Source organism: Streptomyces sp. XM4193 (assembly GCF_023072595.1).
Lineage (GTDB): Bacteria > Actinomycetota > Actinomycetes > Streptomycetales > Streptomycetaceae > Streptomyces.
Genome location: NZ_JALLGK010000004.1, coordinates 232,058 through 246,449 on the forward strand (window position 1 = coordinate 232,058; position 14,392 = coordinate 246,449).

Genomic DNA, 14,392 nt, shown 5'->3' on the forward strand with positions numbered 1-14,392 from the left:
CGCCCAGCTGACCCCTCCCTCCCCACCTGCCGCGGAACGATCTCCGGGTCGTTTCCGAGGCCGTGACGACGCCGATTCCGTCGGCTCCGTGATCCCGCCGCCGCTCTCCGCCCGCAGGCGCTGAGCGACCCGTCCCACTTCGGTGCCTGCTCTGCGGGCACTGCGGACGAGGCGGGCGCACACCGCGGGTCCGGCGGAAAGCGGCGGCGGTCGCGGAGGGAGAACACTCCCGTTCGACCGGGCTTTTCTCGCGTGCCTCATCTGGGAATGCCCCGGTTTTCTCCGAGATTCTCCACTCGGTGTCAGCGGGCTGTCTCCGTGTGCCTTTCACGCGCCTTTTCCGTTCTCGTTCCCCGCCTTCTTCGTGCTGCCCCGGGATCGTTTCGCGCCGTGCCCGGCCCGATGCGGACGGTGCTTTCCGCGCCGTTTCGCGCCGAGTCCGGCACCCACCGCCGTGTGCCCCGCGCCGCGTCCGGTGGGCAGGTCGTCCCTCCCGGCCCGCCGCACCCGTCCGACAGGAAGTTCTCCCTTGTCTCCCCTACTCGCGACCCGACGCGCGTTCCTGACTCTCACCGGTGCCGCCGCGGTGGCCGTCGGCTGCGGCCGGGCCACCGGCGGGGGCTCCGGCGGCTCCACCGACACCCTCCGCTACCAGGGCTGGGCCGGCCAGGTCACCCCCGCCGAACTGGCCGAGGAACTCGGCTACTTGGAGGGCGTCAAGCTCAAATGGGTCGGCAACACCATCTCCGGTCCGCAGGACATCCAGTCCGCCGCCTCCGGCGAGGTCGACTTCGGCGGCGCCTTCAACGGGGCGGTGATCAAGCTCGCCGCAGCCAAGGCGCCGGTCACCGCGGTGATCAGCTACTACGGCTCGGACAAGGACGCCTACCACGGCTTCACCACCCTGGACGACGGATCGGTGCGCACCGCTCGCGACCTCATCGGCAAGAAGGTCGGGATGAACACCCTCGGCGCGCACGCCGAAGCGATGCTGGACATCTACCTCCAGCGCGAGGGCCTCAGCGAGAAGGAGGCCGAACGCGTCGAACGGCTCGTCGTACCGCCCGTCAACATCGAGCAGACCCTGCGCAAGCAGCAGATACACCTCGGAGCCCTCGACGGCGTGCTGCGCGAGAAGGCGTTGGAACGCGGAGGTGTGCGCATCCTGTTCAGCGATCACGCGATCCTCGGCGACTCCAGCGCCGGCACGTACGTCATCGCCGACCGCTTCATCGACCGCAACCCGGAGACCGTGCGCGCCTTCGTCACCGGAGTGGGCCGGGCCATCGAGTGGGCCCGTGCCACGCCGCGCGCTGAGGTCGTCGAGCTGAAGAAGAAGGTCATCAAGGACCGCGGACGCAACGAGGACACCGCGGCACTGGAGCACTGGCGCTCCTACGGCGTGGCCGGCACCGGCGGCCGCATCGCCCCGAAGGAGCTGAACCTCTGGCTGGACTGGCTGCGCAAGCGCGGCGACATCAAGGCCGGTCAGGTGAAGGTCTCGGACATCTACACCAACGAGTTCAACGACTCCCCGACCACCGCGGAGCCCCGCAACGAGAAGAGGGACTGAGCGCGTATGACAGCGAAGATCAGCCTGCGCGCGGTGAGCAGAACCTTCCCCGCGCGCGGCGGCAGAGACCCCGTCCTCGCCCTGGACGGCGTCGAACTCGACATCCGGGCAGGCGAGTTCACCGTGGTCGTCGGCCCCAGCGGCTGCGGAAAGTCCACGCTCCTGGACCTCCTCGGCGGACTCGACCGGCCCACCTCCGGCGAGATCCTGCTGGACGGCACCCCCGTCACCGGCCCCGGGCTGGACCGGGGCATCGTCTTCCAGCAGTACGCGCTGCTGCCCTGGCGCACCGCGGCCGGGAACGTCGAGTTCGGCCTGGAGGCCACCGGTACGCCCCGTCGCGAACGGGCCGCGCTGGCCCGCGAGTACCTGGAGCTGGTCGGCCTCGGCGGCTTCGAGGACCGGCACCCGCACGAGCTGTCCGGCGGCATGCGACAGCGCGTCGCGATCGCCCGCAGCCTGGCCTACGACCCCGGGGTCCTGCTGATGGACGAACCCTTCGCCGCGCTGGACGCGCAGACCAGGGAGTCGCTGCAGGACGAGCTGCTGCGGATCTGGGAGCGCACCGGGAAGACGATCGTCTTCATCACCCACGGCATCGATGAGGCCGTCTACCTCGGCGAACGGGTCGCGGTGCTCACTTCCCGCCCCGGCCGGATCAAGGACGTCGTCCCCATCGAGCTCGGCGAGGCCCGTGCCGCACACGCCGATCTGCGGTCCTCTCCCGAATTCGCCCTGCACCGGCGTCGGTTGTGGCAGCTGCTGCACGAAGAGGTCGACCGTGCACAGGAGTTGGAGAGGGAGGCGGTCGCGCGATGACCGTCGTGCTGGAGAAACCCGCGCCGGCGCGCAGCGGCTCCGAGGGCCCGCCGCCGCAGGGCGACACCCCGGCCCGCGGCGTCCGTGCGCTGCGCGTCCTGGGTCGGCTGAGTCGGCTGGCGTTCACCCGCAGCGTGGCTGTGGTGGCGCTGCTGGCACTCTGGGAGCTCGCTCCGCGGCTGGAGCTGGCGGACCGTACGTTCCTCCCTCCGTTCACCGAAGTGGCCGCCGCCTGGTGGGAGTTGGCGCTCGACGGCCGGCTCTGGGAGAACACCGAGGCCAGCTTGGTCCGTTCGGGACTGGGCTTCGGCCTCGCGGTGCTCGGCGCCGTGCCGCTGGGACTGCTGATCGGCTGGTACCGGCCGCTCGCGGACCTGTTGAACCCGCTGCTGGAGCTGTTCCGCAACACCGCGGCGCTCGCCCTGCTGCCTGTCTTCATCCTGCTGCTCGGGATAGGCGAGACCTCGAAGGTCGCCATCGTGCTCTTCGCCTGCACCTGGCCGATCCTGCTCAACACCGTCAGCGCCGTACGCACCGTGGACCCCACGCTGATACGGCTGGCCCGGTCCATGGACCTGTCGGCGCCGAGGCTGTTGCAGAAGGTCGTCCTGCCCGCGGCGCTGCCGACCGTCTTCACCGGGATCCGGCTCGCCGGCGGCACGGCGATCCTCGTGCTCGTCGCGGCGGAGATGGTCGGCGCCAAAGCCGGCCTCGGCTTCCTCATCAACTCCTCGCAGTACAACTTCGCGATCCCGCAGATGTACGCCGGGATCCTCACCATCTCCGCCCTGGGGCTGCTGCTCAACCAGCTGCTGCTGTGGGCGGAGCGCCGACTCACCTCCTGGCGGCCCCGGCCCCCGGCGTGACGCCGGCCGGCCGCACCCGACCCCCGAGGCGGCCGACCCCGAACAGGCCGACCCCGAACCACCCGACCCGACGACGCACCCGCAACGAAAGGCAGCAACCCTCATGACCACCACCGCATTCGACATTCGCCGCATCGGCGGTCGCATCGGCGCCGAACTGGTCGGCGTCGACCTCTCCAAACCGTTGGAGCCGGCGCTGGTCGCCGAGATCAACGCCGCCCTCCTGGAGCACAAGGCGCTGGTCTTCCGCGGCCAACACCTCGACGACGAGGGACAGTTGCGCTTCGCCGGGCTCTTCGGGGAACTCACCGGCGCACACCCGACGGTGGACTCCGTCGACGGACGCCCCAACATCCTGCCCGTCGACGGCGGCGAGGGCATCCGCGCGAACCACTGGCACACCGACGTCACCTTCGTGCGCACGCCGCCCAAGGCGTCGACCCTGCGCAGTCTCGTCGTACCTCCCTACGGCGGGAACACCCTGATCGCCAACTCGCAGACCGCGTACCGGGATCTGCCCGAGGCGCTGCGCGAGCTGGCGGACCGGCTGTGGGCCGTCCACACCAACGACTACGACTACGCGACCCACTCCAGGCCGTCGAGCGAGGCGGCGTCCGAGCACCGGGCGAAGTTCGTCTCCACCAAGTACCGCACCGCGCACCCGGTGGTGCGCGTCCACCCCGAATCGGGCGAACGCGGTCTGTTCATCGGCGGGTTCGCGCAGAGCCTGGTGGGCCTGAACTCCTCGGAGTCCAGGGACCTGCTGCGCATCCTCCAGTCCTACGTGACCCGCCCGGAGAACCTGCTCCGGATCGTCTGGGAACCGGGGGACGTCGTGCTCTTCGACAACCGCAGCACCCAGCACTACGCCCCGGACGACTACGGCGACCTGCCCCGTCGTCTGCACCGGATCACCGTCGCCGGTGATGTGCCCGTCGGCGTCGACGGCCGGCACAGCTACATCCTCGAGGGCGACGAAGCCGCCCACTACACGCCGGCCGCGGCCTGACCGGCGGGTGGGGCGGGCCCGTGCGCCCGCCCCACCCCGCCTGCCCACCCCCGCGCGCCCCGGACCACTCGGCATCTTGCCGAATCCCCCTCCACACACCGCACCTCAGGAGCCTCCCGTGTCGCAGCCCGTCCTGACCCCCGCCCCCGCCCTCTCCGTCGTGTCGGCCGGCAGCCGCCACCTGCGCGTCGTCGATCCGCGCCGCACGAAGGACGTGCCGCTGGTCGGCTATCTGGTACTCGCCCCGGAGGGCACCTCGCCGGCCGAACTCTTCGCATCGACGGTGACGGTGCGCCGCGTCGATCCCAGGCTGCCCACGTCCGGGCCGCCGCCACTGGCACCCGGCACCGCGACCCAGCCGCCTGCGGCGCTGCCCTCCGCCCCGTCCGGACCCGCGGCCACGGGCCGGGCCGCCGCCGGAACACCGCCGGCCGGGGCGCCCGCGACGGTGGCGGAGGTGACGCAGAGCGGAGAGCGGCCCGCGCAGCAGCCGCCGGTCGTCGAGGTCCCGGAGACGCGCCCGGCCGCCGTCGTCATCGACCACGAGCGCTATGTGGCACTGCTGGACGGCACCGAACTCGACCTGACCTACCTGGAGTTCGAGCTGCTCGCCCATCTCGTGGCCCACCCGCACCGGGTGCACTCGCGGGCGTCGCTGGTCTCCACCGTCTGGGGCTACGACTATCCGGGCGACGGCCGAACCGTCGACGTGCACATCGCCCGACTGAGGCGAAAGCTCGGCGTCGAGCGGCGCGACAGCATCGTCACCGTGCGACGGGTCGGCTACAAGTACGTGCCCGACCGGACCTGAGCACGGCGCTCGCGCCGCTCGCGCACCGGCTGCCCCAAACGGCCACACGGACCCAGCGGCCCCGCCCCGCCGTCCGCCGCCGAACGCACCCGCGCCGCACACCCGCGGCGCGTATCCGAGCACACCCGCGCCGCACACCCGTCCCGCCTCTGCACCCGCACCGCACCACCGAGAAGGAGCCAGCGATGGCGCATGTACTCGCCCTCACCGGAAGCCCCTCACCCACCTCGCGCACCAACGCCCTCGTCCGCCACGTCGGTTCGCGGCTGAGCGCCACCGGACACACCGTCGACCATCTGGACGTGCGCGACCTGCCACCCGTCGCGCTGCTCGCCGCCGACGCCTCCCACCCCGCCATCGCCGCCGCGCTGGCGGCCGTGGCCGAGGCGGACGCGGTCGTCATCGGCACCCCGGTCTACAAGGCCGCCTACAGCGGGCTGCTGAAGACGCTGCTCGACCTGCTGCCGCAGTCCGCACTGGCCGGCAAGACGGTGCTGCCGCTCGCCACGGGCGGCACCCCGGCCCACGTACTGGCCATCGACTACGGACTGAGGCCCGTTCTCACCTCGCTCGGCACCGACAGTGTGCTGCGCGGCTGGTTCGTGACCGACCGCGAGCTGTCGCTCGACGCGGACGGCGGGCTGACGCTGGGCCGGGAGGCAGCGGAGGGCGTCGAGGCCGCGGTCGGACGCCTCACCAGGGCTCTCGCCGCCCGCGACGCCCTCGCGCCCCGCAACACTCCCACCGCCCACGACACTCCCACTCCGCACGAAGCCCCCGCTGCCCACGACACTCCCACTCCGCACGACGCTCGCGGCCCGCACGACGTCCGTGGCCCCGGTGACGCCCGGGTCTCCGTCGCGGCCTGACCGGACCCCTACGACTTCCACCTCCCGGAGCAGAGAGACATGAGCCTGACCTTCCACTGGTTCCTGCCCACCAGCGGCGACAGCCGCCATGTGGTGGGCGGCGGGCACGGTACGCCCACCACCGCCTCGGGCGGCGACCGGCCGCCCTCCGTCGGCTATCTCAGCCAGATCGCCCGCGCCGCCGAACAGGTCGGCTTCACCGGTGCGTTGACGCCCACCGGCACCTGGTGCGAGGACGCCTGGCTGACCACCGCGCTGGTCAGCGAGAACACCGAACACCTCAAGTTCCTGGTCGCCTTCCGGCCCGGCCTGATCTCGCCCACGCTCGCCGCCCAGATGGCGTCCACCTACCAGTGGCAGACCGGCGGCCGGCTGCTGCTGAACGTCGTCACCGGAGGAGAGAGCGAGGAGCAGCGCGCCTTCGGTGACTTCCTCGACAAGGACGGACGGTACGCCCGAACCGGCGAGTTCCTGGAGGTCGTACGGGGGCTGTGGGCCGGTCGCAGCGTCAGCCTCGACGGCGCCCATCTGCGGGTGGAGCGGGCCGAGTTGGCGCGGCTCCCCGATCCGGTGCCGCCGGTCTACTTCGGCGGGTCCTCGCCCGCCGCGGTGGCGGTCGCCGGTCGGCACAGCGATGTCTACCTCACCTGGGGAGAGCCGCCCGCGCAGGTCGCGCGGAAACTGGACCGGGTGCGCGCGTCGGCGGCCGAGGAGGGGCGTACGGTGCGTTTCGGCATCCGTCTGCACGTCATCTCCCGCGACACCTCGGCCGAGGCGTGGGCCCAGGCGCAGCGCCTGCTGGACGGCTTCGACCCGGCGACGGTCGCCGCCGTGCAGCGCGGTCTGCACCGGAGCGAGTCCGAAGGACAGCGGCGCATGCTCGAACTCCACGGCGGCGACCGGAAGTCGGGCGACAGCCGCGCGCTGGAGATCCACCCCGGGCTGTGGGCCGGAGTGGGGCTGGTGCGCGGGGGCGCGGGCACGGCGCTCGTCGGCAGCCACGCCGAGGTCGCCGAACTCATCAAGGAGTACCGGGAGTTGGGCATCGAGGAGTTCGTCCTCTCGGGATACCCGCATCTGGAGGAGGCGTACTGGTTCGGCGAGGGGGTGCTCCCGCTCCTGGAACGCGAAGGGCTCTGGCACCACCCGTACCGCTCTGCACTGCTCGGGCCGCGACAGCACGAAGCGCCGCGGGCCACCGCATCCTGAAGCGCGCGCCGGGCCCGCGTGCCCGGCGCCGTTCCCACCCACGCCGATACGCCGCCGTCGCCCCGTCCCCGCGACCGCCGGCGCCGATACGCCTCCGTCTTCGTCTCCGCGACCACCCACGCCGATACGCCTCCGGGCCGGGTGCGCGGACGGAACGGGCCCGCCGTCCGCGTACCGCAGGCCGGCCGGGCAGCACCCGCCTTCCGCAGGCGTGGCGGCTCAGGCGGCCCGCGCCGCGTCCGGCCCCGGCCGCAGGCCCGCGGATCCGCGGAGGAGACCGCCGCCGCGCCCGGCCGCGGAGGGGTGCAGCTGCTCCTGCGCGCGGCGCAGCAGCAGCCGTGCGATCTCCGGGGCGTCGCCCAGTACGGGTGCGCAGAGATCCGCGCCGCCCTCGAGCGCGCCCGCCGCGATCCGGTCGGGCAGCCGCCCGGGGGCGATCACGTACGGGGCGACGGCGATGCGTCGCACCCCCTCGGTGCGCAGCGCGCGCACCGCCTCCTCGGTGCGCGGGCCGGAGGCGGAGGCGAACGCAGGACGCACAGCGCACCAGCCGGTGGTGCGCCGCCACTCCCGCGCGACGTCGGCAATCACTGCGATCGCCTCCGGATCGGAGGAGCCCGCCGCGGCCAGTACGACCCCGGTCGAGCCGATGTCGCCGGGCCGGACCCCGGCTTCGCGCAGCCGCCGCTCCAGCGCGGCGACCAACAGGGCGTCGGGGCCGAGGACTTCTGCCTGGGTGACCGACAGCCGGGGCAGCGCGCGGGCGGAGTCCCGCAGTACGGCGGGGATGTCGGTCCTGGCGTGGAAGGCGCGGGTGAGGAGCAGCGGCAGCGCCACCACCTCGCACCTCTGCCTGCCCTCGGCCACCGCTTCGGCGTGCAGCCGTTCCAGCACCTGCGGCACGCTCGGCGCGTTGAAGTCCAGATGTGCCGCTTCCACCCGGGCCCCGGGCGCCAGCAGGCGCAGCCGGGCGCAGAGCCGGGCGACGGTCGCGGCGTGCCGCGGGTCGCGGCTGCCGTGCGCGACGACCAGCAGGGTCGGCCGGGGCCCGGTGCCGGGCCGTGGCAGTGCGTGGGGGAAGCGGTTCATCCGGCTTTCTCTCGGTGTGGGTCGGACGGAACGGGCTCGTTCGTCGCGGGCGGTGTCAGCGGCTCACCAGCAGGCCGCGGCTGCGCAGCACCCGACGTTCGAGCGGGGCGAAGACCAGCAGGTCGATGGCGATGCCGACGACCAGGATCAGCAGGATCGCGCTCAGGACCATGGCCATGTCCTGGTTGCCGCGCCCGTTCTCCAGCAACTGCCCCAGCCCGGCCCCGAGATCGGGGGACCGAGCGATGATCTCCGCCGCCATCAGCGAGCGCCAGGAGAACGCCCAGCCCTGCTTGAGGCCGGCGAGATAGCCCGGGAGCGAGGCGGGGAGCAGCACATGCCGTACGCCGGCCAGCCCGGTCGCCCCGATGACCCGCCCCGCACGCCGGTAGAGCGGCGGAACCTGGTCGAGGCCGGAGACCAGCCCGTTGGCGATCGAGGGCACCGCGCCCAGCAGGATGACGGTGTAGATCATCGCGTCGGAGAGCCCGAACCAGATGATCGCCGCGGGCACCCAGGCCACCGAGGGCAGCGACTGGAGCCCGGTCAGGATCGGCCCGATGGCCGCCCGTACGAACCACACCTTGCCGACCAGCAGACCCAGCGGGGTGCCGATGACGATCGCGATGCCGAAGCCCAGGAGCCCGCGCGAGACGCTGGTCCAGATGACCTCCAGCAGGGTGCCCTTCAGCCACAGGTCGCCGATCGCACTGCCGACCTGGAGCGGGCTGGGCAGCTGGTAGTCCTCCTTGAGCTCCAGCGCGAACGCCAGCTGCCACAGGAGCAGCACCAGCGCGATCGCCACCACGGGCGGGAGGACCTTGGTGAGCAGCACCCGGCCCAGCGAGGTGCGGGCGGCCGACTTGCTGTCCAGTGCGTCCAGCCCGGCTTCGAGCCCGGCGAGGTCGGAGGCGGCCTGCTCCCCGCCGCCCGCGCTGTCCGGTCCGCCCGCGCTGCCGTTGCCGCCGGGTCCGCCGTTGCCGCTCGCGCCGCCGGACCCGCTGTCCGGTCCGCCCGCGCCGCCGTCGGCGGTGACCGGGTCGGCCCGGTGCCGTTCACGGGCCGAGCCCGTTGTCTCAGTGTTGGCCATGACGACGGATCTCTCCCCGCAGCTCTTCGGTGATCTCGACGGACAGCTGCGCGACGGCGGCGTCCTCGATACGGCGCGGCTGGGGAATGTCCACCCGCCACTCGCGGGCGATCCGGCCGGGCCGGGAGGAGAGCAGCACCACCCGCTGGGCCAGCCGTACGGCCTCGCGCACGTTGTGCGTCACGAACAGCACCGAGACGTCTGTCTCGCGCCAGATGCGGGTCAGCTCCTCGTGCAGCACGTCCCGGGTGATGGCGTCGAGCGCGGCGAACGGCTCGTCCATCAGCAGGAGTTGGCTGTCCTGGGCGAGCGCCCGCGCCAGCGCCACTCGCTGCCGCATACCGCCGGAGAGCTCGTGCACCCGCTTGCCGTGCGCGCCCCGGAGCCGTACCAGCTCCAGCAGCCGCTCCGCCTCGCCGCGGCGTTCACCCTTGGGCAGTCCGCGCATCTTCAGCGCGAGCTCGATGTTCTTGCCCGCGGTCAGCCAGGGGAAGAGCGCATGCTCCTGGAACATCAGCGCCGCCCGTCCGCCGGGTACGTGGATCGAACCGGCGGACGGCCGGTCCAGCCCGGCCACCAGGTTGAGCAGGGTGGACTTTCCGCAGCCGGACGCACCGAGCAGGGTGACGAACTCGCCGGGTGCGACGTCCACCGAGATGTCGTCCAGCACGAGCTGCTGCTCGCCCTGCCGGCCGAATGACTTCGAAACGTGGTCGATACGCGCCGCGTAGCCGTGCTCGGTCTGCTCGTCGACCGGCGCCTTGAGAAGTGCGGTTGCCATCGCGGGCCACCTCCTACTGGGGTGATGGGTGGGCGGTCACGGTCACTTGGCGCCGAGCCCGGCGTCCTCGACGGCCGGCCGGCCCTCGGCCTTCAGCACCTTGTTGAGGATCGAGAGGTCGTAGATCCCCTTGATCTCGGCCTTGTCCAGGAGCCCGGAGTTGACGGCGTTCCTCGCCTGCTCGTCGAGGGTGGAGGCCAGGGGGTCGTCGGTGACCTCGATGTTCCGGAACGCCGGGTCGATCACGGACTTGGGGAGCTTCTTGCCGCCGTGCTTCTCCAGCCCGGCGTTGACCTGTTCGCGGGCCTTGCCGGGGTTGTCGTTGATCCAGGCGTTGGTCTTCACGGAGCCGCGGACGACCGCCTCGACGACCTCCGGGTGCTCCTTGAGGAACTTCTGCGAGACGATCAGATGGGTGGTGACGAACTTTCCGTCGTCCCACAGGTCGCGCTCGTCGATCAGCACCTTGCCGCCCTTGTCGACGACGTTGGAGGCGGTCGGCTCGGGCACCCAGGCACCGTCCAGATCGCCCTGCTGGAAGGTGGTCGGGATCTCCTTGTTGTCCTGCCGGATGACGGAGACGTCGCCCTTGCCGGTCTCCGGGTCGACCTTGTGGCCCTTCTCGTTCAGGTAGTTGAGCAGCGCCACGTCCTGGGTGTTGCCGGGCTGCGGGGTGGCGATCCGCTTGCCCTTCAGATCCGCCTCGCTCTTGATCTTCTCGGGATCGACGACCAGCGAGGCGCCGCCCGAGGTCGCTCCGGCGACCACCCGCAGGTTCTTGCCCGCGGCCTTGGTGTAGCCGTTGATGGCCGGCGAGGGACCGATCCAGGTCATGTCGATGGAGCCGGAGTTGAGCGCCTCGATCGCGGACGGACCGGCGTTGAAGAGATACGGCTTGGCCTGGGTGCCGCCGAGCTCCTTCTGGATGAGCCCCTCCCCGCCGAAGCCGACCAGCGGCGTGGCGTGGGTGACGTTGGCGAAGAAACCGACCTTCACCTCGTCCAGGCCTCCCACCTTCTCGCCCTCCGCCTTGGGCGCCTTGGCCTCGTCGGACGCCTCGGACCCGTAGCCGCACGCGGTCAGCAGCAGGGGGAACACGGCCGCGCCGGCCAGCGCGGTGAGGGTGCGGCGGCGGGAACCGGAACGGGCGGTGGGTGCAGACATGGGGCAAGTCCCTTCGAGACTCAGGCAGTTGGTGGCGGGGCTGGGGCGGTTCGGCATCGCGTACATCGGTCGATGCCGCCGTGCCCGCTCCCCACCACGCCGTCGCCTATCCGGCCGCCGCGCTGGTCGAAGGTGGTGAAAACCGAGTCGATCATCTGTCAGAAGTCCCAGCCGTCGTCGTCGCGCTCGGCCGCGCGCAGCTCGTCGGCCTTCTCCGCGAACGCGTCACCGGCCATGCCCGCCGTCAGGGTGGTGCCGTCGGCCGGGTCGATCAGCAGGAACGATCCGGTGCGCCGGGAGGTGGCGTACGCGTCGAGCGCCAGCGGTTCGGCGGTGCGCAGCACCACCCTGCCGATCTCGTTGGCCACCAGCTCGCCGGGCTCGGGGTGCTGGGAGAGGTCGTCCAGGGTCAGCCGGGAGGGAAGCTTCTTGACGATCGCCTTGACGGTGCGGGTGGTGTGCTTGAGCAGCACCCGTGCGCCGGGACGCAGCGGACGGTCGTGCAGATGGCAGACGGTCGCGGTGAGGTCCTGGCTCGGCTCGGGACGGTCGTCGGCGGGCACCAGCAGATCGCCGCGGGATATGTCGAGGTCGTCGGTGAGCCGCAGCGTCACCGACTGCGGGGCCCAGGCGACGTCGACCTGCTCGCCGAGCGCGTCGATGGCCTCGACGGTGCTGGTCCGGCCCGAGGGCAGCACCGCGACCCGCTGGCCGACGCGCAGGGTGCCGGAGGCGATCTGGCCCGCGTAGCCGCGGTAGTCCGGCAGTTCGGCGGTCTGCGGGCGGATGACGTACTGCACGGGGAAGCGCGCCACGTCCTCGGAGGGGTCGTGGCCGACCGGAACCGTCTCCAGATGCTCCAGGACGGTGGGGCCGCCGTACCAGGGCATCCGCGCGGAGGCGGTCACCACGTTGTCGCCGGCCAGCGCCGAGATCGGAATGGCGGTGACCTCGGGCACACCCAGCTCGGCGGCGTACCGGGTGAACTCCCGCGCGATGTCCGCGAAGACGGGCTCCGCGTAGTCGACCAGGTCCATCTTGTTGACCGCGAGCACCACGTGCGGCACACGCAGCAGCGCGGCCACCGCGGCGTGCCTGCGGGTCTGCTCGACCACTCCGTGCCGGGCGTCGACCAGGATGATCGCCAGCTCGGCGGTGGAGGCTCCGGTGACCATGTTCCGGGTGTACTGCACGTGCCCGGGGGTGTCGGCGAGGATGAACCGGCGCCGGGGAGTGGCGAAGTAGCGGTGGGCGACGTCGATGGTGATGCCCTGCTCGCGCTCCGCGCGCAGACCGTCGGTCAGCAGCGCCAGGTCCGGCGTCTCCTGGCCGCGGTTGCGGGAGGCGTGCTCGACGGCCTCCAACTGGTCGCTCAGCACCGATTTGGAGTCGTGCAGCAGCCTGCCCACCAGGGTGGACTTGCCGTCGTCGACGGAGCCCGCGGTGGCGAAGCGCAGCAGCGCGGTCGCCGCGGCCGCCGTCGGATCGGCCTCGAAGGCGGTCTGTTCGGTGGTCATCAGAAGTACCCCTCGCGCTTGCGGTCTTCCATCGCGGCCTCGGAGAGCTTGTCGTCCGCCCGGGTGGCACCCCGCTCGGTGAGCCGGGAGGCGGCGATCTCGGTGATGACCTTCTCGATCGTGTCGGCGTCGGAGTCGACCGCGCCGGTGCAGGACATGTCGCCGACGGTGCGGTAGCGCACCCGGCGGCGCTCCAGCGACTCGCCCCGGCCGGGCCCGCCCCACTCGCCGGGCGCCAGCCACATGCCGCTGCGCGCGAACACCTCGCGCTCGTGCGCGTAGTAGATGGCGGGCAGCTCGATCTTCTCGCGCAGGATGTACTGCCAGACGTCCAGCTCGGTCCAGTTCGACAGCGGGAAGACGCGTACGTGCTCACCGGGGGAGTGGCGTCCGTTGTAGAGCTGCCACAGTTCGGGACGCTGGCGGCGCGGGTCCCAGCCGCCGAACTCGTCGCGCAGCGAGAACACCCGCTCCTTGGCGCGGGCCTTCTCCTCGTCGCGCCGCCCGCCGCCGAACACCGCGTCGAAGCGGCCCGCCTCGATCTCGCGCAGCAGCGGGACCGTCTGGAGCGGGTTGCGAGTGCCGTCCGGGCGCTCGCGCAACTCGCCGCGGTCGATCAGCTCCTGGACCGAACCGACGTGCAGCCGCAGCCCGTGCTGCGCGACCGTGCGGTCCCGGTACTCCAGCACCTCGGGGAAGTTGTGCCCGGTGTCCACGTGCAGCAGCGCGAACGGCACCGGCGCCGGCGCGAACGCCTTCAGCGCCAGGTGCAGCATCACGATGGAGTCCTTGCCGCCGGAGAAGAGGATCACCGGCCGCTCGAACTCGCCCGCCACCTCCCGGAAGATGTGCACGGCCTCCGACTCCAGCGCGTCCAGGTGGCTGAGCGCGTACGGGCTGTCCTTCTCCTCGGTGGCGGTGGTCGTGACACTCACGCCGGTCCCCTCTCCCTCAGCAGTGACTCCAGCGCCGCGGCGGACTCCGAGACGCTCTGCTCGTGCGCGGCGATCCGCAGGTCCGGATCGACCGGAGCCTCGTACGGGTCGTCCACGCCGGTCAGGCCGGTGATCTCGCCGCCGGCCTGCTTGGCGTACAGGCCCTTCACATCGCGGACCGAGCAGACCTCCACCGGCGTCGCCACGTGCACCTCCAGGTACGCGGTGCCCGCGGCCCGGTGCCGTTCGCGCACGGCCTCGCGGGACTCGGCGTACGGCGCGATCACCGGCACCAGCACGGTCACCCCGTGCGAGGCCAGCAACTGGGCGACGAAACCGATGCGTTGGACGTTGGTGTGGCGGTCCTCGCGGGAGAAGCCGAGCCCCGCGGAGAGGAACTCGCGGATCTCGTCGCCGTCCAGCACCTCCACCCGGCGGCCCCCGGCGCGCAGCCGGGGCGCCAACTCCCGCGCCAGGGTGCTCTTTCCGGCGCTCGGCAGCCCGGTCAGCCACACCGTCACGCCACCGCTGTCCGCGGCGGTGTGCGCGTCCGGGTGGGTCGCCGTGTCGGTGTCGGTGTCGGTGGTGTCGGTGCCGATGTCGGTCGGCGGCCCGGTTGTTGCGGAGCCCGCAGTCGTCATCTCCCGCTCCCTGCTCGTC

The 14,392-nt window shown here is 72.1% G+C and carries 13 protein-coding genes and 1 pseudogene; 7 read left to right on the forward strand and 7 right to left on the reverse strand.

The annotated features are described in order from the left end of the window. Nucleotides 1–529: 529 nt before the first annotated feature. The 7 genes and pseudogenes from MTQ01_RS13990 (at nt 530) to MTQ01_RS14020 (ending at nt 7,156) form a co-directional block, all read left to right on the forward strand. The gene (locus MTQ01_RS13990; protein ID WP_247490262.1) at nt 530–1,573 is read left to right on the forward strand and encodes an ABC transporter substrate-binding protein; all 1,044 of its coding nucleotides are present in this window, start codon (nt 530–532) and stop codon (nt 1,571–1,573) included. A 6-nt stretch (nt 1,574–1,579) separates the two neighbouring features. Next, nucleotides 1,580–2,392 (forward strand): ABC transporter ATP-binding protein, encoded by an 813-nt coding sequence (locus MTQ01_RS13995; protein ID WP_247490264.1) that lies wholly within the window; start codon nt 1,580–1,582, stop codon nt 2,390–2,392. After that, nucleotides 2,389–3,258 (forward strand): ABC transporter permease, encoded by an 870-nt coding sequence (locus MTQ01_RS14000; protein WP_247490266.1) that lies wholly within the window; start codon nt 2,389–2,391, stop codon nt 3,256–3,258. Before MTQ01_RS13995 ends, MTQ01_RS14000 begins: the two co-directional genes overlap by 4 nt. A 103-nt stretch (nt 3,259–3,361) precedes the next feature. Continuing rightward, on the forward strand, nt 3,362–4,267 hold the full coding sequence (locus MTQ01_RS14005; RefSeq protein WP_247490268.1) for a TauD/TfdA family dioxygenase: 906 nt from the start codon (nt 3,362–3,364) through the stop codon (nt 4,265–4,267). Between the two features lie 118 nt (nt 4,268–4,385). Then, a complete protein-coding gene (locus tag MTQ01_RS14010) occupies nt 4,386–5,078 on the forward strand; it encodes a winged helix-turn-helix domain-containing protein (protein WP_247490270.1) in 693 nt (230 codons plus the stop codon). Nucleotides 5,079–5,263: 185 nt separating this feature from the next. After that, nucleotides 5,264–5,803 (forward strand): annotated as a pseudogene (gene ssuE / locus MTQ01_RS14015) (NADPH-dependent FMN reductase); the annotation flags it as partial. Nucleotides 5,804–5,986: 183 nt separating this feature from the next. Next, a complete protein-coding gene (locus MTQ01_RS14020; protein ID WP_247490272.1) occupies nt 5,987–7,156 on the forward strand; it encodes an LLM class flavin-dependent oxidoreductase in 1,170 nt (389 codons plus the stop codon). A 219-nt stretch (nt 7,157–7,375) separates the two neighbouring features. Here MTQ01_RS14020 and MTQ01_RS14025 read toward each other — a convergent pair whose 3' ends face one another. The 7 genes from MTQ01_RS14025 to cysC all read right to left on the reverse strand — a co-directional run bounded on the left by MTQ01_RS14025 (nt 7,376) and on the right by cysC (nt 14,373). Beyond that, nucleotides 7,376–8,245: a sirohydrochlorin chelatase gene (locus tag MTQ01_RS14025; protein WP_247490274.1), complete on the reverse strand. Its 870-nt coding sequence runs from the start codon at nt 8,243–8,245 to the stop codon at nt 7,376–7,378. Between the two features lie 55 nt (nt 8,246–8,300). Beyond that, on the reverse strand, nt 8,301–9,335 hold the full coding sequence (locus MTQ01_RS14030; protein ID WP_247490276.1) for an ABC transporter permease: 1,035 nt from the start codon (nt 9,333–9,335) through the stop codon (nt 8,301–8,303). Further along, complete coding sequence (locus MTQ01_RS14035; RefSeq protein ID WP_247490278.1) at nt 9,322–10,116, reverse strand: ABC transporter ATP-binding protein; 795 nt, start codon at nt 10,114–10,116, stop codon at nt 9,322–9,324. Before MTQ01_RS14035 ends, MTQ01_RS14030 begins: the two co-directional genes overlap by 14 nt. 42 nt (nt 10,117–10,158) lie before the next feature. Beyond that, complete coding sequence (locus MTQ01_RS14040; protein ID WP_247490280.1) at nt 10,159–11,280, reverse strand: ABC transporter substrate-binding protein; 1,122 nt, start codon at nt 11,278–11,280, stop codon at nt 10,159–10,161. Between the two features lie 158 nt (nt 11,281–11,438). Further along, complete coding sequence (locus tag MTQ01_RS14050) at nt 11,439–12,797, reverse strand: sulfate adenylyltransferase subunit 1 (protein WP_247490282.1); 1,359 nt, start codon at nt 12,795–12,797, stop codon at nt 11,439–11,441. Further along, nucleotides 12,797–13,732, reverse strand: coding sequence for a sulfate adenylyltransferase subunit CysD (gene cysD / locus MTQ01_RS14055; protein ID WP_211038382.1), 936 nt, complete (start codon nt 13,730–13,732; stop codon nt 12,797–12,799). The genes MTQ01_RS14050 and cysD overlap by 1 nt, the downstream gene beginning before the upstream one ends. Continuing rightward, a complete protein-coding gene (cysC, locus tag MTQ01_RS14060) occupies nt 13,729–14,373 on the reverse strand; it encodes an adenylyl-sulfate kinase (RefSeq protein ID WP_247490284.1) in 645 nt (214 codons plus the stop codon). The genes cysD and cysC overlap by 4 nt, the downstream gene beginning before the upstream one ends. Nucleotides 14,374–14,392: the final 19 nt, after the last annotated feature.

Coding starts and splice junctions, on each gene's coding strand:
- MTQ01_RS14005 (WP_247490268.1), top strand. CDS start 3,362: ATGACCACCACCGCATTCGACATTCGCCGCATCGGCGGTCGCATCGGC.
- MTQ01_RS14040 (WP_247490280.1), bottom strand. CDS start 11,280: ATGTCTGCACCCACCGCCCGTTCCGGTTCCCGCCGCCGCACCCTCACC.
- MTQ01_RS14030 (WP_247490276.1), bottom strand. CDS start 9,335: ATGGCCAACACTGAGACAACGGGCTCGGCCCGTGAACGGCACCGGGCC.
- MTQ01_RS13995 (WP_247490264.1), top strand. CDS start 1,580: ATGACAGCGAAGATCAGCCTGCGCGCGGTGAGCAGAACCTTCCCCGCG.
- MTQ01_RS14035 (WP_247490278.1), bottom strand. CDS start 10,116: ATGGCAACCGCACTTCTCAAGGCGCCGGTCGACGAGCAGACCGAGCAC.
- MTQ01_RS14000 (WP_247490266.1), top strand. CDS start 2,389: ATGACCGTCGTGCTGGAGAAACCCGCGCCGGCGCGCAGCGGCTCCGAG.
- cysC (WP_247490284.1), bottom strand. CDS start 14,373: ATGACGACTGCGGGCTCCGCAACAACCGGGCCGCCGACCGACATCGGC.
- MTQ01_RS14020 (WP_247490272.1), top strand. CDS start 5,987: ATGAGCCTGACCTTCCACTGGTTCCTGCCCACCAGCGGCGACAGCCGC.
- MTQ01_RS14025 (WP_247490274.1), bottom strand. CDS start 8,245: ATGAACCGCTTCCCCCACGCACTGCCACGGCCCGGCACCGGGCCCCGG.
- MTQ01_RS14050 (WP_247490282.1), bottom strand. CDS start 12,797: ATGACCACCGAACAGACCGCCTTCGAGGCCGATCCGACGGCGGCCGCG.